The organism is Gilliamella sp. GillExp13 (genome assembly GCF_001690815.1).
GTDB lineage: Bacteria > Pseudomonadota > Gammaproteobacteria > Enterobacterales > Orbaceae > Gilliamella > Gilliamella bombi.
In genome coordinates this window covers 1-22484 of sequence record NZ_LZHJ01000029.1, presented here as the reverse complement: position 1 = coordinate 22484, position 22484 = coordinate 1, and the positions used below count along the sequence as shown (strand labels likewise).

Here is a 22484-nt window from a genome sequence, read left to right as displayed (position 1 = left end):
TAAAAGCTGGCAAAGAGGCACAAATGAAAACACCAATGGCTTAATACGTCAGTTTATACCTAAGTCAGCGGCCATTTCATTAGTTGACGACAAACAGATAAAGAAAATACAATATCTATTGAACACACGCCCAAGAAAACGGCATAAGTTTAAAAGCCCTGCCGATTTTTATTCTAAGGAGTTAAGAAGAATTGCACTTCATGGTGTAATCTAGGTATTTCAAAAACAAAAATAAATAAAAACAGAAATTTTATTAAAAATAGTTAAAAAAGATATTTATTTTATATGATAATTTAAAATTATATTCAATAAAATGTAAGAAGAATAATATGGCCTTTACAGAAACAGAACGGCAGCAGTTAATGGAGCTTAAATTCGTGGGTGCCAAAATTATTGAAATCCTTAACAAGGGTGCATTATTAACAGGTTCAACTTGTTGGAAAAACAGCCATCAAGCAAAAACGGTAATAAGTAATATTTTGAGTTTAGTCAACAATACGTAATATCCCTTTTTATGAGCAGCGAGTGCATCCAACTTTTCAATGGAACAATGATAGTCAATTTTTTGATTTCTTATCTATTTTTAAGATATTTATACTGAAACGTATAGTTACCTGAAACTTTTTTACAAAAATTGTAAAGTTTTGCCGACAATGTCGGCAAAGCAGAAATTAAGCAAAGCCTTTCAAACCAACTACATGCACATGTTCTTGGTTATTAATAACTTTACGTACTAGTTTATAGGTTGTTCCTTTTTCAGGACTGATGTTTTCTGGAGCAGCAATGATTAATTGCATTTCTAATCGTTCACAAAGTTCAAATAGTGTTGCAATTGATTTGGCATCTAGTCGAGCTGCTTCATCTAAGAATAGTAGACGACATGGCAAAATATCTTTATTCCGAAGTCGCTTGGATTCTTCTTCCCAACTTTGAATCACCATAAGTAAAATTGACATACCTGTACCAATTGCTTCACCCGTTGATAATGCACCGCTTTCAGCACGTAACCAACCATCTGCACCTCGATTCACCTCAACGTCCATTTCAAGATAATTTCGATAATCTAGCAGTTCTTCACCAATATTTTGGGCAGTTCGTTGTCCCATATCAATATGTGGATTTAAACGTTGATAGAGTTTAGCTAACGCTTCCGAGAAGGTAATACGATTATTACTAAATAGATCTTGATGTTCATTTTGCTCATCGGCAAGTGCAGCTAAAAGAGTTGAATGAGCTTCGCGAACATTGACATTTAAACGCACGCCATTAACTTGACCAAATGCCACTGCTTGTAATCCTTGGTTAAGCATACGAATACGATTTTGTTCGCGCTGTATGGTCTTACGAATAATATTCGATACACTCTTCGAGCTAATTGCCAGTTGCTGTTCACGCGAAGTGAGTTCTTCTGTTAAGCGTGACAATTCAATTTCCATCTGTTCAATGGCTTCAATTGGATCGTCAGTTTTAACAATATCTTGGCGAATTCGTTCACGCAAATGTGCGTAAACAGCGATATAGAATTGGATTTTACGTTCTGGGCGTTTTGGATCTTCTGATAGTCTTAATACATCCCGTAAATGTTCATTATCATTAACAGCTAAACGTAAGGAACCTAATGCTTTATCTGACATTGAGCGTAATTCATCCGCACTTAAATAAGCAAGTTCACGTCGATGTAAACGCCTTTCAACACTATTTTCTTTAACAAGCCTTAAGACTAAACACCACCCCGCTTTGGCTTGCACTACCTGTTTGCGTAGTTGCTTATAATCTCGCAGTGTTTGAGTTAGCCGTTTTTGCAATTGTGTCATTTCGCTTTCGCACATAATGAGTTGCTTTTCAAGCGATGTACAATGTTGACGATTGTTATTTAATTTTTGATGGATTTCATCACGACGTAATCGAGCACGTTCTTCAGTAATCGCATCGGCTTTTACCCCAATTTGTTCAATTTCTTTTTGTAGCTCATGCAACATATCGCGCTTAGTTTCAAATGCACTTTTAAGCGAAGCTAGTGTTTGGTTATATTGATTATATTTGTCTTGATACTGTTGCATCTGACTGCGAGCTTCAGTTCTTTGAGTTTCGACGATTTCTAAGCGAGAACGTAATTTTTCATTTAAATCACTATTTTCATTTAACATACCTGCCGAGTCTTCATAGCTAAAGTGGGCACGACGTTGCATTACTTCAGTTAAGGCAAAAACTTGTTGGCGGATAGTTTGTTGTTGTGCTTTAACCGTATTGTATTGTTCTCGTAAAGCTTCATTTAGCTCAGGATCACTTTGTAAAACAGCTAAAACTGGTTCAAGTTCTGAAATGGTATTGCGATTACGGCTAACATATTGCGCAGATTCTTGTGCTTGTGCAACTTGTTCACGTAAATCGTCAACCCTATCGACAAGATCATCATCAGCCAATAAATGCATTTGCGCAACCAAGCGATTTATGGTTGCTAATTGTTCTTTGCAATTAGTAACTTGTTGCTGATTTTGTTTATCAATACTTTCCTGAGACGATAACTGTCGTTCAATTTCAGTGCGTCTTGTCGTTAATTTTTGCGCCTCAGCTTCAGGATCGATATCAAAAGCAACCCCTAAATGTTGACCAATAAATTGCCCAACGTTTTGTTCAATTCGTTGTAATTTTTGTAAATCAAATGAGATAGTTGCATAGCGCTCATGTAATTCATCACGTTCGGCAGATAATTTTTCAAGGTGAATCTCACGAGCAGCACGACCAAATAGTGGTACTTTAGGAAAGCTTGAGAATCGCCATTGACGATCGCCCGTTTTGACAAGTACCGCTTTATTCATTTCCTCACAATCAAAAACACTATCATCAAATGATGACGGATCACCTTCGATAAAATAGATATCTTCAGGGTAATCTTCATCACTTGCGGTAAGGTTTTCTAATTGCTGTTTAACTAATGATAAATCTGGTACAACAATAGCTTGTCTTGATGGACCATATAATGCAGAAAAGTAAGGTGCATCATCAATTGTTACATCTTCATAAATTTCAGAAAGTAATACACCATTAAATCGTTCTGCTAACGAAGACAAACGGCCATCATCGACACCACTAGGTTGATTTAGTTGCTCAATTTGAACATCTAATTGGTTGCGTCTAAAACTAATTTGGTCTCGCTCAGTAACAAGTATTCGCTCTTTTTCTAGCAGTTTTTGCATATGTTGAGTGACATCTTGACTGTTATTAAACTGTTCGCTAGTTTGTTCTTGTAAAGCGATTAATGCATCTTGTGCTTTCAACCATAGTGGAGCTTTTTGACGATAATCAGCTATTTTTGATTGAATTTGTTCAAGCTCTTGCCTAAATTCGATACGTTTTTCGCTAGATTCATTAGCTCGTTCGGCTGTTTCGTCTAATTGCAATTCAAGTTCTTGTTTTAAGTCATCTAGTTCATCGTAATTAACTTGGCGTTCAATACGTTTACAAAATTGTGTTAATAACGATTCTGCTTCTTTTTGTTCAAAAAATCGTTGTTCAAGCTCATCTAGTTGTAGCTGTAAATGCTCGGCTTGTTCTGCTTGGTAACATTGTGATGGCCATTGTCTTAATGCTTCTTTAGCTGCCGCAAAAGCGTCACTTCGGGTAACATCGCCAACTAATTTAATCACTAATTGATAAGCACGGTCAAACTGATTAATTGCCGCATCAGATACACTTAATTTTTGCTCGAGTTCAAGAACTTGTTCCGTGATCTCTTTTTGCTTTTCTTCAAACAATTCATAGTGATTTTCAATATTACTAATACCTAATTTTGGTAACAGGCATAATGACTGAGCATTTTTTAACGCCTGTAAGGCCTGTTGGTATTGAATTGCACGTGTTTGTTGAACATCAAGAGCCTGTTGGTAATCAGCTAATTGAGTCTTGATTTCGTCAACTTCTTGTTCTGTTTGTTCTACTTGCTCACGATAGGTTTGGTGCTGTTCATTCGCTTCAAGTACCACTTCGTTTTGTTCTTCTAACTTTAAGTTTAAATCATCTAAATCTGCTTGATAACGGTCAATTTTTTCCTGTTGACGTAACGCAGTTTGCGCTAAATTGAGGTGATCATTAGCAGCCTGTAAATCGGTTTCCAAATCATTTTGCGCATCTTGGTATTCTTTAAGTTCTTTTGCCATTTCAACTTGGTGGTATTGATTGCTTATAAGCAGATCTTGCGTTTTAAACATATCACGACGCAGGCCAAGTACTGATTCTATATGAACTCGGCGTTCATTATTATGGCGCATATAATCAGCTGCCACATAATTAGTTGACTCAGTAATTAAGTGCTTAAATAAGTCACGATCCGATTGTGTTACTCGAATGGCTTCTAACGTCATCCGATTCTCGCGTAATGCGGCTTCCATATCTTGAAAAGCTTTTCGCACACCACTATTTTCTGGTAATAAATAATCACGTAAGGAACGAGTAATAGCACTTGAGATACCACCATAAAGTGAGGCCTCAATCAAACGGTAGTATTTGCTTCTATCGGATGGAGAGCGTAAGCGTTTTGGTAAAATACCAAAATCAAACATAACCGAATGATAATCAGTAATTGAGTTAAATTGTTTAAAGATAATGCCTTTCATTGATTCGGCTTTATCTTTTAACTCTGGTAACGATAAGATTCGCGATTGTTTATCATTTAAACGCTCCGTAACCAACTCTGTTGGGCTTACACTGATAGATAATCCTTGCAATAAAAAAGGCTTGATATCGACTTTTTTGTCCCGCCCTGCTACTTGTTGCAAACGTACACCACAAATAATCCTTTGGTTCCGTGAGTTAATTACGTCCAGCATAGAATAACAGACGCCTGGTTTTAATTTACCATGCAAGCCTTTATCTCGTGAGCCTGATGTGGCTCCAGCTTCGGTTGTATTTCTAAAGTGTAATAAAGTTAAGTCAGGTATTAATGCAGTTACAAATGCCGCCATGGTAGTTGATTTACCAGCACCATTACCACCAGATAATGTCGTAACTAATTGGTCAAGCTCAAAAGTTCGTGCAAAAAAACCATTCCAGTTAATTAGCGTTAATGAGTGAAATTTACCGTGTCCAATCATGATTATTCAGTCTCCTCATTAACATCTTCATCTTGTTCTTCATTATTATCATCTAAAATAAGTGCTGATTCGATTTTAATTGCTTCGCCATCTCGAATTAGGCGTAATTGCGCTTCTTGTGCGTCATCACTACTTCGTACATCTGCACCAAAACGGAAAATTGATTCGTTAATGCGAAAACGGCTACTGTCATTACCAACAATAAAAAAAATCATACCTAGTCGACGCAGGCGATTTAGCGCTGTTTTTACTTTATCAAATAGTTTTTGGCGATCTAAATCTGAACCTGTTGAACGTTGGTTTACTAATCTGAGTAACTTACTTTCATCTGCTAATGAAACCAGTTCATCAAACAATTCTTGTAAGGTAAAAATCCCCTCATGCGCTAATCTCTCGGGACTTAAATACAAATAACAAAGTACTTTGCCAACAAGCATATCAAGCTCCGATAATACTGAACGAGGAATCAATGTTGTTGAGCGAGGACGAAGATAGAAAAATCCTTCAGGCGCACGGATTAGCTCAACATTATAACGTTGATAAAATTGTTCAAGCTCAAGTTGGAAATCCATTAGAAAAGCATGATGATCAAGTTCATCAATACCAATATGACGGCCAGAGCGTAGTAAACTATCCAGTTCTGGAAATATCGGATTAGCAATTGCTTGGGCCAACTTAACGGGCATATATTTATCGATAGAAGCTTGAGAACTAGCGACTATGCGCCCCATAACTTCATCAAGATGATGTGCGGTTTGTTGTGTTTCGAAATCGTTAGTATCTGTTGATGACATGTGCTTGTACCTTAGCTCCATAATCGTTAATAGGTTTCCATTCGGCAGGAATTCCAAGCCAATCATCTTCAGCAATACCGAGACGAATAGCCTGATCAATAAATAATCTCGCTATATCAAAATGTTGTTCGCGTGGGAACTGGGCCAAATAGTTATGAATGGTAGTGCCCATATCAAGTGGTTTATTTTCTTGCTTAAATACCATTAAATTTTGTTCAATATGAGCAATAATATGTTCTTGAATCTCTTCAATCATTTCAAATTCAAGTTCCGAAGGTAATTCTCCTGTTACTTCAGCATCATGTAGTGCCAATTCTTCATCACGCATATCTAGTAAGCGATCGGCATTAGCAAAAGTGAGTGACCAAGGCAAATTAAAGTATCCTTGAATCGATTTTCGTAAGCGTTGCGAAAACACACGATTTTTATCTAAATCAATAGCAGTACGAATAAATTTATGAACATGGCGATCATAACCGATCCAAAGGTCAATCGCTTTTTGCCCCCAACCAATAATTCGATCTAGTTTACCTTGCAGATCCATAACTACATTGTTGATTTTATCGAGTTCTGGATTATCAAGCGTCGCATCTTGTATTAAAAGTAAACTGGCTTGTAATTTATCACCTGCAGCAGCTAAAGTATCTTGTAACTCTCGCAATGTTTGTGATGTTTCAGTCAGTAACCCTTCACAACTGCTAATTGCTGCTTGCCAATCTTGACTTAATAGGGCAGAAATATTTTGTTTAACATCAGCTTGTTGTTCATCCATCACTCGTTGTGTGATATCGATACTGTCAAAAATTTCAGCGACTGAATATTTTAATGGCGCAAAGACATTTCGATGCCAATGTAAATCATCACCACCTTCGACGGCTGCATCTGCAGCTCGTTTTAACTCTTGCGCAACAATAGATAACTGAATGGATAAACGCAGCGTTGAGAATTCACGTTGGCGAATATAATAATCAGAAATACCTATACCTAACGGAGTTAAACGATAAATCGAAAAACCGTCTGTCATTTCACTAGTAAAACGTGTGATCAAACGTTGGCGTACCAAATCATTGATAGCATTATTAGCTCGCACAGTAATAGTGTCTTCACTCTGCTCGAAAATTTGCGAAACATGCCTAAAAGCATCAATTAATTCAGATTCCGTCATTTCACCGTCAAAACGTTCGCTATTTAATACGGCAATAGCCAATAAAAAAGCTAATCTTTCCACAGGCAAAGCGATCGAAAAATCATTCTTTTTTGCCCAAGAGACCAGTTCTGGCACTGATTGGGAAAAATCAATCATAAAAAATCCTTAATTTAAGGAGAGAAAAATCGAATCATACCTCAAAGTTTTATATCTCAAGGTAGAAACAAAAATAACGCCAATTATATAACAATATAGAGTAAATTTGTAATGGAATTCAATGAAAGCATTAAAACTGTTTTATTTAAATTATAGCTATTTCGGTATAGCCTTATAATAATATTAATTAATAAATATTACTCAAATAATTTAAAAATCTTATTTCTTGAATAAAAAATAGATTCCCTACTCGCACATAACCCTATTTATGCTAAAATCAACTTATATACAATAAACTAACATAAGGACGTAACGAAATGCATATCGGTATACCTAAAGAACGGTTAGCCAATGAAGCTAGAGTTGCAGCGACTCCTTTAACTGTTGGACAACTGTTAAAACTGGGCTTTACAGTTTCCGTAGAACAAGGCGCTGGACATGCAGCTCATTATGAAGACCAAGCTTTTATTGATGCTGGAGCCACAATTCAAAACACTCAAGATATTTGGCAAAATGATTTAATTTTGAAGTTTCATGCGCCAAGCGATGATGAAATTTCTTTAATGAAAGAGGGTTCAACCCTTATTAGCTATATTTATCCAGCTCAACATACAGAATTATTAGAAAAATTAGCCGCCAAAAATATTACTGTAATGGCTATGGATTGTGTACCACGTATTTCACGTGCGCAATCTCTAGATGCATTAAGCTCAATGTCTAATATTGCTGGTTATCGTTCAGTTATTGAAGCAGCAAATCAATTTGGTCGATTCTTTACAGGTCAAGTTACTGCTGCTGGTAAAGTGCCTCCTGCTAAAATATTAGTTATTGGAGCAGGTGTTGCTGGCCTTGCCGCCATTGGCGCAGCGGTGAGTTTGGGGGCAATTGTTCGTGCTTTTGACACCCGCCCTGAAGTTGCCGAACAAATTAACAGCATGGGAGCTGACTTTTTAGAGTTAGATTTTGAAGAAGAAGCAGGCTCTGGCGACGGCTATGCTAAACAGATGTCAGCGGCCTTTATTGAAGCTGAAATGGCACTGTTTGCAGAGCAAGCTAAAGATGTTGATATCATCATAACAACAGCACTAATTCCAGGTAAACCAGCTCCAAAACTCATTTCGAAAGAAATGGTTGAGTCAATGAAACCTGGTAGTGTTATTGTTGATTTGGCTGCGTTAACTGGTGGTAACTGTGAATTAACTAAACCAGGTGAAATTTTCGAAACAGATAACAATGTTAAAATTGTTGGTTATACTGATTTAGCTAATCGTATGCCAGCACAAGCATCACAGCTTTATGGTACAAACATTGTTAACCTATTAAAACTACTTGCTAAAGAAAAAGACGGTAATATTGATATCAATTTTGAAGATGTTGTAATTCGTGGTGTAACTGTGGTTAAAGATAAAGAAATCCCTTGGCCAGCACCGCCGATTCAAGTATCTGCTCAACCTCAGAAAAAAGCAGCAGAGCCAATTGTTAAACCAGAACCAAAGCCAATGGATCCTCGCAAAAAATATGGTATTTTAGCTTTAGTTCTCATTGCTTTCTTCTGGCTTGCAAACTCCGTTCCTGAAAGCTTTTTAGGGCATTTTACTGTATTTGCATTATCTTGCGTTGTTGGTTACTACGTTGTATGGAATGTTACACATTCTTTGCATACACCACTAATGTCGGTAACTAATGCAATTTCTGGAATTATATTGGTCGGAGCAATTCTGCAAGTCAGTGATGATAATGGCTTAACTACGGCAATTGCTTTTGTTGCTATTTTGATTGCTAGTATCAATATTTTTGGTGGATTCTTTGTTACTCAAAGAATGCTGAAAATGTTCCAACGTGGCAAGTAAAGGAGAGCATACATTATGAGTAATGGAATCATTCAAGCAGCCTATGTTATTGCTGCATTACTTTTTATCTTTAGCTTACGAGGTCTTTCCAACCAAGAATCTGCCAAATCTGGTAATATTTACGGTATGATTGGTATGGTAATCGCACTTATTGCAGCAGTTGCAAGTATTAAAGGCGGATTACACTGGATAGTTATTGCAATGATTATTGGTGCTGTAATTGGTTTATATTTGGCTAAAAAAGTTGAAATGACTCAAATGCCAGAACTTGTTGCACTACTTCATAGCTTTGTTGGAATGGCTGCTGTTCTAGTTGGTTTAAACAGTTATTTAGATCCACACATTCAAAATTTTCAAGGTGGAGAGTTAACTGTACATTTAGTAGAGATTTTTGTTGGTGTCTTTATTGGCGCAGTAACCTTCTCTGGCTCTGTTGTCGCATTTGGTAAATTAAATGGACGCATTAGCTCAAAACCATTATCAATTCCAAATAAACATTATTGGAATCTAGCAGCAATTGTTGTTTCTATCATTTTAATGTTTACTTTTGTTGAAGTAAAAAGTGGCGCTGGTGCAACAATTAGTTTGTTGATCATGGCAATTATTGCATTCGTGTTTGGTTTCCATCTTGTTGCTTCAATTGGTGGTGCTGACATGCCTGTTGTTATTTCAATGTTAAATTCTTATTCAGGTTGGGCAGCAGCAGCAGCAGGCTTTATGTTAGGCAACGATCTACTAATTGTAACTGGTGCGTTAGTTGGTTCATCAGGCGCAATTCTTTCATATATTATGTGTAAAGCGATGAACCGCTCATTTATAAGTGTTATTGCTGGCGGTTTCGGTAGCGATGGTAGTACAGCCAGTTCATCAGATGAAGAACAAGGTGAATACCGTGAAATGCAACCAGCCGAAGTTGCACAAACTTTAAAAGAAGCTCGCTCAGTTATTATTGTTCCTGGATATGGTATGGCAGTTGCTCAAGCTCAAGGTGCAGTAAGTAATATTACTGAAAGACTACGTGGTATGGGTATAGAAGTTCGTTTTGGTATTCACCCAGTAGCAGGACGTTTACCTGGGCATATGAATGTATTATTAGCCGAAGCAAAAGTCCCTTATGATATTGTATTAGAAATGGATGAAATCAACGATGACTTCCCTGATACAGATGTTGTTTGGGTTATTGGAGCTAACGATACAGTCAACCCAGCGGCAGAAGAAGATCCTAATAGTCCAATAGCAGGTATGCCAGTTCTTGAAGTTTGGAAAGCAAAAACTGTTATCATTTCTAAACGCTCAATGAATACTGGTTATGCAGGTGTGCAAAACCCACTATTTTTTAAAGAAAATAGTTATATGCTATTTGGTGATGCTAAAGATAGTGTTGAAAAAGTACTACAAAATCTTTAATGATTAATTCACTAAATATACTGCGGCAGAAGCCGCAGTATATTTCTAAAATAGGCACTTAATTTAAATTTGCTTTAGTTAAAAAATTAAGAGTTAAAAAATCGATTATTCTATCCATTATTTCACAATGTATCTCTGTCTTTGTACGATTTTCACCATCTTACAAATGATTTCTTCTTTTTTAGCTTCTAGCTCTAAGGTATCTCCTGATTTACAAATTTGTATGAAACTAAAATGCATTGCATCAGGTTTAGAAAAACACTGAGTTGTTTACACCTCATGATTAAATTAATTCCTATTCAACAATGTTTTTCTTTTTTTAATGTTATAATATAAACAACATAAGAAAGAATAAAGATCAGTAACTAGTAGATATTTTTATTGAAAATTACTAATTACTAAACAGCATAAAAATTTAATATTACGATCAAATTAGAATTTCGAGATTAGATTTTGAGTTATAACGATTAATGACTATCTTTTTTAATTTGTTCTTTATGGTATAGGTAATAAGCTCCCCGAGATACCATTCGTAGTTGAAAAATAAGATCTTCAATTAATTTTTCACGCTGTACCAAATCAAAATCAATCGCTTCAGCACCAGCATTAAATGCAATAGTGACCATCGCTTCTGCCTGAGCTTCGTTATAATGGTGAGGCAATTTGTTAGCATTATCAAGATAATCCACAAGCTCGACAATAAAGTGTTGGATTTCACGGGCAATAGCAGATCGAAAAGCGGCTGATGTCCCTGCTTTTTCACGGAGAAGTAATAAAAAGACCTTCGGATTCTTATCAATAAATTCAATAAATGTGGTCACCGATGTCCGTAATACACTACCACCTTTTTCAATACGCTTACGTGCTTGTCGCAATAATTGGCGAAGGGTTAAACCGCTTTCATCAACCATGGCTAAACCCAACTCATCCATATCACGAAAATGACGATAAAATGAAGTAGCAGCGATCCCTGCTTCACGCGCTACTTCTCGTAAACTTAAACTTGTAAAACCTTGCTCAGCATTAAGTTGATTAAATGCTGTTTCAATTAAAGTACGGCGAGTTCTTTCTTTTTGTTGAGCACGAACACCACCTGTCTTAATATTTTTCATTTGATAGCTCAGTTATAATATTTTCGATTTACTACCTACCTCTAAATTGATTTGATTAATAATTGTTCTTTCTCAGCAAATACTTTAGGCATATGATCCCGGATTGTTTTAGCTATTGTTTCATAACGGGAACGTAATGGTGAACCTGGACGATAAATAAGAGCAATACTGCGTACAGGTACAGGATCAGTACAAGGAATATAGCAAATATTATCACGAATTCGCTCGTTAGGTATGGCAAGTTCTGGAAATAAAGTAATACCGCGACCAGCAGAAATCATACTCCGAAGCGTTTCAAGACTAGTAGCTTTAAATTGTTTATCTTCATCAACTCCAACTTGAAAACAATATCCCATTGCATGATCTCGTAAACAGTGACCATCTTCTAACATTAAGAATTTTTTACCTTTTAAGCTTGAAAGTTTAACTGTATTTTTGCTAGCTAATTCATCAGTAGCAGGAACAGTTAAAAACATGGGTTCATCAAATAAAGGTAATTCAATAAATTGTGCTGTTTCTTTTACTTGTGCAATGATTGCGCAATCAAGCTTGCCACTTTCGAGTTGAGCAACGATATTGGAGGTTTGCGCTTCGTGTAAGTAAAGTTCCAATTGAGGAAAAAATTCATGTAAAACTGTAATGACATGAGGTAAAAGATAAGGTGCTATAGTAGGAATCAATCCTATATGCATTGGTCCAGACATTTCTTCACCTTGACGACTAGCCATCTCCTTTAAAATTTGAATATTACGCAAAATTTCTTTGGCTTGTTCAACTAGCATCATACCAGTTTGAGTAAATAGTACTTTGCGACTTGTGCGCTCTAATAACATTACACCTAATTCATCTTCTAATTTTCTAATTTGACCACTGAGAGTTGGTTGACTCACATTGCAAGCATCAGCAGCTTTACGGAAATGGCGAAATTCAGCTAACGAAACAAAATATTCCAAATCACGAATGTTCATAATGTCCCCAATAAGTTATCAGTTAATGGTATATACTCAAATAACTTCTATTATGTAATCATTATAACAAATAACATTAATAACGCTTTATAATTTATTAAATTATAAAGCGTTATTAATTATATTTTGTGATACAAATAAGTAAAAAGAAGTTCTGAGTACAGTTTTATTTCATCTTAATTAGCTAATTAAATACACTAATCCGAGTAAAACAAAGTTTATTTTTTATTAGATGTTGTTAGTATTACTATACAAGACACTATTGTTGATAATTATGTTTAAAAAATCAAATAGAATATTTAAGTTATCGAGAAAAATACAATTTTATTGAACGAAAAAATACCAATTCCAAGAAAAATGGAAACTTATTAGCAATTACTATATAATTGCGCGCTATATTATTATGAAGCAAAAAAACTTTTTGAGGTGCACTATTTTTAAACAAGTTTCACGCTTTTATCGAAAGTTTTTTCACAATGAAGACAAACAAAAAGCTAGCTATGTGTCCATTTCCCGTAATGAACATAATATATCTCGCAAAGAGATTAGTGAAAACGCATTAAAAGTCCTTTATCGATTAAATAAACAAGGATACGAAGCCTATCTAGTTGGGGGATGTATCAGAGATCTTATCTTAGGTAAAACGCCAAAGGATTTTGATATCACAACTAATGCTACACCAGAACAAATTCAGAAAATTTTCCGTAACTGTCGTTTAGTAGGAAGGCGATTTCGTCTTGCTCATATTATGTTTGGGAAAGAAATTATTGAAGTTGCAACATTCCGTGGTGACCACGACTCTCAAAAAGGACAAACCAATATATCCAAACGTTCGCAGTCAGGTATGCTATTACGTGATAATGTCTACGGAACCATTGAGCAAGATGCTATCCGTCGGGATTTTACTATGAATGCACTTTACTATAATGTAAATGATTTTACTTTACGTGATTATTGCGGAGGATTAGAAGATTTACAAAAAGGCATTATTCGATTAATTGGCGATCCGCAAACACGTTATCGAGAAGATCCTGTTAGGATGCTAAGGACAGTCCGTTTTGCTGCAAAACTGAATATGAAAATTGAACTAGCTACTGCTAAGCCAATTAAACAGCTTGCATCATTATTAAGAAACGTACCTTCAGCACGACTTTTTGATGAGTCCCTTAAATTATTACAAACTGGGAATGGTTACAAAACTTATAAGTTACTAAGAGAGTATGGCCTTTTTGAACAACTATTTCCTGTTATTGAGCATCTATTTGCTAACAATCCAAACAGTTATTTAGAGAAAATCATCGAACAAGTTTTAAAAAATACTGATTATCGCATTGCCAACAATAAGCGAATTAATCCAGCATTTTTGTTTGCAGTTTTTTTCTGGTATCCAATAATTGAACAAACACAAGCAACGTGTATCGAAAGTGGTTTGCCATTTCATGATTCGTTTTCGATGGCAATTAACGAAGTACTAAGTGAACAATGTAAAAGTATTGCTATACCTAGACGCTTAACGAGCATCATGGGTGATATTTGGCGTTTACAGCTACGAATGAAGAAACGGAATGGTAAACGAGCGTTTGCCATTTTAGAACATCCTAAGTTTAGAGCTGCTTATGACCTTTTAGAAATGCGAGCCTCAATCGAAAAAGGAGAGCTCTTGCAGTTAGCTAGGTGGTGGGATGAGTTTCAAAATACTACAGCCGAAAAAAGAATAGCAATGGTAAAACAGCTTAATAAAATAAATAAACGCATAGGGAAACGTTAATTTTTAATTCGCACTTTTATAAATAACCGCTATAATGCTGCAATTAAAATAATCAAAAATAGCTTTAGAATCATTGATGAAAAATTTAACGCCTTCTCTTATTGCTATAGCCGTTACTCTTTTTTTGTATAATAGCTCTAGTTATGCTTTAGATTTACCTAAAACCGTTGTAAGCAATAATCCTCAATGCCTTATAGACGTTCCTAAGTTTGATCGCCTTTTAGTTAATGGAGATATAGATACTTTACCCGTAAATGCTGAAGCTAATCAACTTGAAGCAATCTACCCTAATATTGCTATATATAAAGGTGAAGTATTAATAGAACAAGGCAACCGAACGGTTCAAGCAGACAAAGTAACAATTGATACTCAAGATAGTAATAATAGAATAGTAACATTAGAAGGTGATATTACTTATCAAGATAATTTAATAAAAATGAAAGGCGATAAAGCATCAATGAATCTAAATAACAATGATGCAGATATGATCCCAAGTGAGTATCATCTTGTCAATAGGCTTGGTCGTGGTAATGCAGATAAAATGCAACTTGAAAAAAATCGTTATGTTATTTTAAAAAAAGGTAGTTTTACATCTTGTCCTATTAATGACAGCACATGGGATATTAAAGGAACGACTGTTATTCATGATAACGAGGAGCAATTTCTAGAGGTCTGGAACGCTGTATTTAGTATTGGTAAAGTGCCTGTTCTATACTCGCCTTATTTACAATTACCAACCGGTAATAAACGCCGTTCAGGATTATTAATGCCGAATTTCGGCTATGACAGTATCGATGGCATTGATTTTTCAATACCTGTTTATTGGAATATTGCACCAAATTATGATGCAACCTTTACCCCAAGAGTATTAGAAAAACGTGGTCTACAATTGCAAACAGAATTTCGTTATTTAAACGAAATAGGTTTAGGTACAATTGCATTTGACTGGCTTCAACACGATACTAAATATAATGAAGATAGAGACAATCGTTTTAATGGTAACAATTATGACGACAATCGTCACCGTTGGTTATTTCATTGGAAAAATGATGAATTAATTAACTATAATTGGCGCTTTTATGCAGATACAACTCGAGTCAGTGACAATCAGTATCTTACAAACTTAAGTTCTAAATACGCCTCCCAAACTGCAGGATATTTAACGCAGTATTATAAAATTGCTTATAATGATGAAAATTGGGATATTATGTTAGGCTATCGACACTTTCAACCATTCCATTCAGAATTAAAAAATTCACTTTATCAAACTCAACCACAATTGGATATGAGCTATTATAATAATTATTTGGGGCCATTTAAATTTAGAGTATTCTCTCAAGTATCTCACTTCTTGACGTCTGGAAAAAGTAAACCTAAAGCATGGCGAGCACATTTTGAACCAACGCTTAATTATACTTTATCCAATTCTTGGTCATCATTAACCACTGAAACTGGGATTATGGCAACTCATTATAATCAAGATAATATCAATAAAAATATTGAACAATATAAATATTTAGATAAAAAGGTTAATCGTTTTTTGCCTAAGTTTAGCATTGATGGTAAAGTTATCTTTGAGCGTGATGTTCCTTTTATTAATGGCTATACGCAAACCTTAGAGCCTCGAGTAAAATATATCTATATTCCCTATCGAAATCAATCTAATATTAGCGACTATGATTCCACTATATTACAGTCGGATTATATTGGTCTATTTAGAGATCAACCATATAGTGGTTTAGATAGGATTGCTTCAACCAATAAAATATCAACTGGTGTAACAACACGATTTTATGATAATAATAAGGTTGAAAAATTTAACTTATCTATTGGGCAAATTACTTATTTCACCAAATCAAAAACGAGTGAACATAATAATGATTTAGATGAAAACTCCGATACAGGCAGTATTACCTGGGCATCGGATAACTTTTGGCGTATAAGTAATGATATAATCTTTAGAAGTGGCGTTCAGTATGATACTCGAATTGATACAATTTCATTAGCCAATGTAATATTTGAATACCGGCCAACTGGCGATAAGTTAATCCAATTATCATACCGCTATGCAAACCGTAACTATATTGATACTGTCGATAAGAATCCATTTTATAGAGGCTATAGACAAGATATTTCACAGGCTGGAATGATGACCGCTTGGCCATTATCGCAAACATTCAATGCTGTTGGTTCATATTATTATGACGTTAAATTAGAACAAACTACAGATGGTTCTATCGGATTGAATTATAGTGATTGTTGTTGGGGAACAACAGTACAATATGGTAGAAAATTGACGGACTGGGATAATACTTCTCGCAAAAGTAAGTATGAAAATAAACTATCGATTAACTTCGAATTAAAAGGATTGGGTAGCAACCGAGATACCAAAGCTAAAATGCTTAATTTCGGTAAACTACCATATAATACAGCATTTGAATAAAATATTTTTTTAACTGTAAGATTACCAATAAATTTATTACAAGCTGTCTATGCTGAAAAACAAAATGAGTTAAGTGAATATGAAATTATTAAAACTATTTATAGCATTAAATCTAAGCATAACTTTAGGAATTATAACTCCGTTATCTGCCAATGCTGCTCCGAAAGTTGTAGAACAAGTTGCTGCGGTTGTTAATAACAATGTCATTTTAGAAAGTGATGTTAATGATATGTTAAAAACGATTAAAGCTAGCTCAGATCCTAAAAATCTACCTAATGATAAAATACTTAGACAACAAATTATTGAACGTTTAATTATCGAAAATCTAATTTTACAAAAAGCAGCTAAAGCTAAAATTACAGTTAGTGATGACGAGGTAACTGAAGCTATTAATAGAATTGCAGCAGAAAATGGTATGAGTGTCGACCAACTTAGAAGTAGACTTTCGATGATGAGAATAAGTTATGGTGCCTATCGTGAAAGAATTCACAATGATATGCTAATAGATAAGACTCGAATGCATGAAGTTAGATCAAGAGTCAAAATTTCAGAAAAAGAAATAGAAAATTTAGCAAAAAATATTGCTCGTCAACCAACCAATAATATTGATGTAAAAATAAGCCATATTTTGATTTCTGTTCCAGAAAAAGCATCAAAACAACAAATTGATAATGCAACAAATAAAGCACGAGATATCATTAATCGGGCTCAAAAAGGGGAAAGTTTTGCTAAATTAGCCACTTCATATTCAAACGATGATTTTGCATTGAAAGGTGGTAGTATGGGTTGGCATAAACTTAATGAATTACCTACTATCTTTGAAGAGCGATTAGTACGAGCTACAAAAGGTAGTATTATTGGACCTATCCGTTCTGGGGTTGGTCTACATATTCTAAAAGTTGATGATACTCGTTCAGAAGCACCAAGAACCTTCACAATTGAAGAGGTAAATGCACGCCATATACTGATTAAAACAAATGTATTAGTCACCGACCAAATTGCAAAACAAAAGCTAAGTGATATCCGTAAATCAATTACTAGTGGAGCCACAACTTTTGAAGCAGCAGCTAAAGCTAACTCTGAAGATACAGGCTCGGCAAGTAAAGGAGGAAACTTAGGTTGGAACCGTCCTGAAATTTATGATAATGGTTTTAGAACGGCTCTGATTCAGTTAAAGAAAGGAGAAATTAGCCAACCAATAAAATCGGCTTATGGCTGGCATTTAATTCAATTAATTGATAAAAGACAAGCTGATGGAACAAATGCAATGAATAAAGATCAAGCTTTTCGACTTATTTTTAATCGTAAATTTTCTGAAGAAGCCCAAGTATGGATTCAAGAAATAAAAGGTGACGCTTATATTAAAATCACAGGTGAAGATAAACATGAATAACCGTGTTCACCAAGGGCATTTTGCCCGTAAAAGATTTGGGCAAAATTTTTTACATGATGATTACATTATCGAAAGTATTGTTTCAGCTATACAACCTAAAAAAGATCAAGCACTAGTCGAAATCGGTCCCGGGCTTGCGGCATTAACCATACCTATCAGTAAACATATTGATCATTTGACAGTTATAGAGATAGATAGAGATCTAGCTAATAGATTAATTGAAAATCCATTTTCAAATAATAAATTAACGGTTATTGAACAAGATGCCCTAACCTTTGACTTTAATCAGTTAGCCGATCAATTAGGTAAACCATTAAGAGTATTTGGTAACTTACCTTATAATATCTCGACACCGTTAATGTTTCATTTATTTGAACATACAAATATCATCACTGACATGCATTTTATGCTACAAAAAGAAGTGGTAACTCGATTAGTTGCATCGCCTAACAGTAAACATTACGGTAGATTGAGCGTTATGGCTCAATATTATTGTCAGATCATTCCTGTTCTTGAAGTACCACCAACATCATTTAAACCAGCCCCAAAAGTTGACTCTGCTGTAGTTAAATTAGTACCTTATAAAGAAAAACCTTATCTTGTTAATGATATAAGAATACTTTCTCGCGTAACTACAGAGGCATTTAACCAACGACGAAAAACTATCCGTAACAGCTTAAGTAATCTGTTTACGGTTGAACAATTAAATGACTTAAATATTGATCCTAATTTACGTGCCGAAAACTTAACAGTACAACAATACTGTCAACTTGCAAACTCATGGAGTTAACAGGATGGCAAACTTACTTATTGGTGATATTCATGGTTGTTATGATGAGTTTATGCGTTTACTTGAAAAAGCAAAATTCTCGTCATCGGATATTTTATGGCTAACAGGAGATCTAGTTGCTAGAGGCCAAAAATCATTAGAAGTTCTAAGATTTGTTAAACATAATGCTAACCAAATTCGATTGGTGTTAGGTAATCATGATCTACATTTATTATCAATTTATGCCAATGTTACTCTTTCTAAAAAGAAGGATAATCTTGATGAGATTATTCGTGCACCAGATTTTTGTGAATTAATGGAGTGGCTACGTAGACAGCCATTGGTTCAAATTGATGATTCATTGAAGTTAATTATGACCCATGCTGGCATTTCACCACAATGGGATATCGAAACACTAAAAAAATGTGCTTATGAGCTAAATATTATGTTATCTAGTGATTCCTATATCCTATTCCTTGATAAAATGTATGGTAACTTTCCTGATGAATGGTTTCCTGAACTACAAGGTTTAGATAGGTTGCGTTATATTGCTAATGCATTAACTCGTATGCGTTTTTGTTATGAAGATGGTCGGCTAGATTTTTATTATAAAAAATCACCTGAGAAAGCACCTTCAAAACTTAAACCTTGGTTTTCATTACCAAGCAAAATTCCAAACGAGTATGGAATTGCTTTTGGTCATTGGGCAGCATTAAATGGGAAAGGTACACCAGATAATATTTATGCACTTGATACAGGGTGTTGTTGGGGGGGGAAATTAACGTGCTTACGATTTGAAGATAAAAAATACTTTAAAAAGAAAAATATTGAAGTAAAAAATTAGATAAACTATCTATGAAAGGATCATTTATTATGTCTGCTTTATCTGTCATTAAATCAATATGGAAAGTAATTAACTTAATAAGAGAAATATTTCTTAATCTAATATTTCTAATTATTATTATTTTAACCTTTAGCGTCATCGCATTAGTCAAAGAAACACAAAAACAAGAAATTATTCCACAATATGGAACATTGGTATTGGATATTGAAGGAGTAGTTGTTGACAACACATTATACGGTGATGAAATTTATGCTTTACAAAGCAAAATCTACGGTAAAAAAGTAAATACCTCTCGTGAAAATAGTTTATTTGAATTAACTCAAAAAATAGCTCAAGCCACAGCAGATCCAAAGATTACAAGCATGGTTCTTAAATTAGATCATTTTGTTGGTGCTGATGTGAGTTCGCTACAGTATATTGGTAAATATTTAACCAAATTTAGTAAGGCGAATAAACCAATTTATGCTTATGGTTCTAACTTCAATCAAAGCCAATATTATTTAGCCAGCTATGCTGATAAAATATATTTAACACCACTTGGCTCAGTTAATGTATATGGTCTAGCGACCAACAATCTATACTATAAAACTTTGCTTGATAATTTAAAAATTAACACACATGTTTTTAGAGTAGGAACCTACAAATCAGCCATCGAACCATTTATTCGTGATGATATGTCAGAAGAAGCAAAAAGCAATACGACACGTTGGTTAACACTTATGTGGAACAATTATCTTCAAGACATTTCAACACAACGGAAAAAGGCCGATACCCAATTGGTTCCGACTCCAGAGACTATGTTGACCAATTTAAAAGTGGCTAATGGTAATATGGCTCAATATGCTATGTCTAATGGATTGGTCGATGAAATTGCATCTAGCTATCAATTTGAATCTGAGCTTAATCAGCAACATCAAATCAGCATTTATGACTATCAACTTAAGTCAAAAGATACAAATTTAGATAGTGATAATGGAAGCAACAAACCATTAATTGCGGTTGTATTTGTAAATGGTACTATTACCGATGGTGAAAATAGTAGTAATATCGCTGGTAGCCAAGACATTGTTGAACAATTGAGAAAAATCCGTAAAAACTTAAATAAACATAACACACAAGCAATAGTATTACGAGTAAATAGCCCAGGAGGGAGTGTGGATGCGTCAGAAGCAATTCGTAGTGAATTAGAAGCGTTACGTGATTACCAGATTCCTGTAGTTATCTCTATGGGAGGAATGGCTGCATCGGGTGGATACTGGATATCAACCGCATCAGATTACATAGTTGCAAGCCCAAATACAATTACTGGTTCTATCGGTATTTTTGGTATTATTCCAACATTCGAAAAATCTTTATCTCATATTGGTGTTTATAGCGATGGTGTAACTACATCTCCACTAGCAAGTAATAACTTTGCGCAAGATCTACCAACCGAAATGAATCAATTAATTCAATTAAATATTGATAGTGGCTATCAAACATTTATTTCGTTAGTATCAAAAGCACGAAATATGACAACTGAACAAGTCGATAAAATTGGACAAGGACAAGTTTGGCTTGGTTCAGAAGCAAGTAAAATTGGACTTGTTGATAAATTAGGTGACTTTGATGATGCCATTGAAACAGCAGCAACATTAGCTAATTTAACTGATTATGAGATCGACTGGCAAAAGCCAAAGGGAAATTGGTTTAATGCATTTTATTCAAATATGATAGCCATGTTGCCTAAATCAACGGCAGAAATATTTTTTGAACAACTTCCTGAAGCAAAACAACTTAAACAGCATGTTTCTTTATGGAATAAGTTTAATGATCCGCAAAATCGCTATATTTATTGCTTAAATTGTGCTGATGTTCGTTAATATACTTTTGCTTATTATCTGCTACTATTGTGGCAGATAATAATTTTTTTCTCACTCTAATTTATAATTTGTGGGAAAACGTGAGTTGTTTATACTACACGGTTAAAATAATCCTCTAAACTACTTATACTTATAAGTCATATTATTGAAAAGTTGCTTAAAATTTGGTTTTCTCTCTTTCAAATTACTAAATATTTGCTTATTATCTGGTATGTTGATTAAAGGATAAATACGTCTTTTGCCTTCCAATTCATTTGAAGATAAGTTAGTTTAGTATATTTTTGATTGATACGATGATTATTACAAATTTTAACAAATGAGATACTGCGAATTTTCAATTAATCATAAAACAGATATAAAATCTTGAATATTTTTTACAAAAATATAACCTAAAAAATGAATAGTTATGTAAATACCTTATAGTTAGTTCACAACTTAAGTTAAAATTTGTTGCCTGTTTTAGTGTTTTATATCCAATGAGACTCTTGTCAATTAGCCACAAAAAGCGCAAATAATTCCTACAATTAAATATATATCTTATTTATCTTTCGTGTATTTCACTAGCAGGTAGAAGTTTAACTCCTGGATTCAAACATGAAGTGCAATTTTAAACACGGTGGAGTGAAGAAAGTAGAAAGGCGATTTATACTAGCACCTTCGCACCACCACAGTTTGGAGATTGCTATGTATTATAATCACCTTTCTAGGAAGGAAAGATACCAAATTTTCGTATTATTACAAGCCGGAAAGAATATAAAAAGAGATAGCCCAGCTACTCAATAGACATCCTTCGACAATAAGTCGAGAGATAAAAAGAAACTCAAAACCTAATCAAGCCTATCAAGCACATGATGCGGTAACCCTAGCTAGGAAAAGGCGAA

General features: G+C 34.6%; 17 protein-coding genes. 12 read left to right on the top strand and 5 right to left on the bottom strand.

Annotated elements, in window-relative coordinates; all coding sequences use genetic code 11:
- Positions 1 to 214, top strand: a 214-nt coding sequence (locus A9G37_RS12750; RefSeq protein WP_176701846.1) for an IS30 family transposase, incomplete at its 5' end; no start/stop codon positions are given.
- 115 nt (positions 215 to 329) lie between these two features.
- Complete coding sequence (locus tag A9G37_RS12745; protein ID WP_176701845.1) at positions 330 to 503, top strand: hypothetical protein; 174 nt, start codon at positions 330 to 332, stop codon at positions 501 to 503.
- 168 nt (positions 504 to 671) lie between these two features.
- On the opposite strand, the gene mukB is transcribed toward A9G37_RS12745, so the two are convergent.
- From mukB to mukF, 3 genes are read right to left on the bottom strand one after another with little or no spacing between them, the layout of a single operon-like run.
- The gene (gene mukB / locus A9G37_RS02780; protein ID WP_065574551.1) at positions 672 to 5090 is read right to left on the bottom strand and encodes a chromosome partition protein MukB; all 4419 of its coding nucleotides are present in this window, start codon (positions 5088 to 5090) and stop codon (positions 672 to 674) included.
- A gap of 2 nt (positions 5091 to 5092) precedes the next feature.
- The gene (gene mukE / locus A9G37_RS02775) at positions 5093 to 5821 is read right to left on the bottom strand and encodes a chromosome partition protein MukE (RefSeq protein ID WP_080702356.1); all 729 of its coding nucleotides are present in this window, start codon (positions 5819 to 5821) and stop codon (positions 5093 to 5095) included.
- A 43-nt stretch (positions 5822 to 5864) separates the two neighbouring features.
- Positions 5865 to 7187, bottom strand: a complete 1323-nt coding sequence (gene mukF / locus A9G37_RS02770) for a chromosome partition protein MukF (RefSeq protein ID WP_034913776.1) — start codon at positions 7185 to 7187, stop codon at positions 5865 to 5867.
- 317 nt (positions 7188 to 7504) lie between these two features.
- Between mukF and pntA the strand changes: the two genes are divergently transcribed.
- Positions 7505 to 9037, top strand: a complete 1533-nt coding sequence (pntA, locus tag A9G37_RS02765) for a Re/Si-specific NAD(P)(+) transhydrogenase subunit alpha (RefSeq protein WP_065574550.1) — start codon at positions 7505 to 7507, stop codon at positions 9035 to 9037.
- Positions 9038 to 9052: 15 nt separating this feature from the next.
- Positions 9053 to 10444, top strand: a complete 1392-nt coding sequence (pntB, locus tag A9G37_RS02760; RefSeq protein ID WP_065574549.1) for a Re/Si-specific NAD(P)(+) transhydrogenase subunit beta — start codon at positions 9053 to 9055, stop codon at positions 10442 to 10444.
- A 467-nt stretch (positions 10445 to 10911) separates the two neighbouring features.
- Here pntB and fabR read toward each other — a convergent pair whose 3' ends face one another.
- Both fabR and oxyR read right to left on the bottom strand, forming a co-directional pair.
- Positions 10912 to 11556: an HTH-type transcriptional repressor FabR gene (fabR, locus tag A9G37_RS02755; RefSeq protein WP_065574548.1), complete on the bottom strand. Its 645-nt coding sequence runs from the start codon at positions 11554 to 11556 to the stop codon at positions 10912 to 10914.
- Positions 11557 to 11597: 41 nt separating this feature from the next.
- Positions 11598 to 12524 carry a DNA-binding transcriptional regulator OxyR gene (gene oxyR / locus A9G37_RS02750; RefSeq protein WP_065574547.1) on the bottom strand — a complete coding sequence of 309 codons (927 nt, stop codon included), beginning with the start codon at positions 12522 to 12524 and terminating at the stop codon, positions 11598 to 11600.
- 403 nt (positions 12525 to 12927) lie between these two features.
- Between oxyR and pcnB the strand changes: the two genes are divergently transcribed.
- From pcnB to A9G37_RS13440, 8 genes are all read left to right on the top strand, one after another.
- Positions 12928 to 14292: a polynucleotide adenylyltransferase PcnB gene (gene pcnB / locus A9G37_RS02745; RefSeq protein WP_051634266.1), complete on the top strand. Its 1365-nt coding sequence runs from the start codon at positions 12928 to 12930 to the stop codon at positions 14290 to 14292.
- A 76-nt stretch (positions 14293 to 14368) separates the two neighbouring features.
- Positions 14369 to 16735 (top strand): LPS assembly protein LptD, encoded by a 2367-nt coding sequence (gene lptD, locus A9G37_RS02740; RefSeq protein WP_065574546.1) that lies wholly within the window; start codon positions 14369 to 14371, stop codon positions 16733 to 16735.
- Positions 16736 to 16814: 79 nt separating this feature from the next.
- Complete coding sequence (gene surA, locus A9G37_RS02735; RefSeq protein WP_065574545.1) at positions 16815 to 18128, top strand: peptidylprolyl isomerase SurA; 1314 nt, start codon at positions 16815 to 16817, stop codon at positions 18126 to 18128.
- Complete coding sequence (rsmA, locus tag A9G37_RS02730; protein ID WP_065574544.1) at positions 18121 to 18918, top strand: 16S rRNA (adenine(1518)-N(6)/adenine(1519)-N(6))-dimethyltransferase RsmA; 798 nt, start codon at positions 18121 to 18123, stop codon at positions 18916 to 18918. The genes surA and rsmA overlap by 8 nt, the downstream gene beginning before the upstream one ends.
- 4 nt (positions 18919 to 18922) lie before the next feature.
- Positions 18923 to 19741 (top strand): bis(5'-nucleosyl)-tetraphosphatase (symmetrical) ApaH, encoded by an 819-nt coding sequence (gene apaH, locus A9G37_RS02725; RefSeq protein WP_065574543.1) that lies wholly within the window; start codon positions 18923 to 18925, stop codon positions 19739 to 19741.
- 29 nt (positions 19742 to 19770) lie between these two features.
- Positions 19771 to 21603 (top strand): signal peptide peptidase SppA, encoded by a 1833-nt coding sequence (sppA, locus tag A9G37_RS02720; RefSeq protein ID WP_051634267.1) that lies wholly within the window; start codon positions 19771 to 19773, stop codon positions 21601 to 21603.
- A gap of 594 nt (positions 21604 to 22197) precedes the next feature.
- On the top strand, positions 22198 to 22386 hold the full coding sequence (locus A9G37_RS02715) for a hypothetical protein (protein ID WP_065574542.1): 189 nt from the start codon (positions 22198 to 22200) through the stop codon (positions 22384 to 22386).
- Positions 22367 to 22484 (top strand): helix-turn-helix domain-containing protein (locus tag A9G37_RS13440; protein WP_141671018.1); only part of this gene is annotated, 118 nt, incomplete at its 3' end. The genes A9G37_RS02715 and A9G37_RS13440, both read left to right, overlap by 20 nt.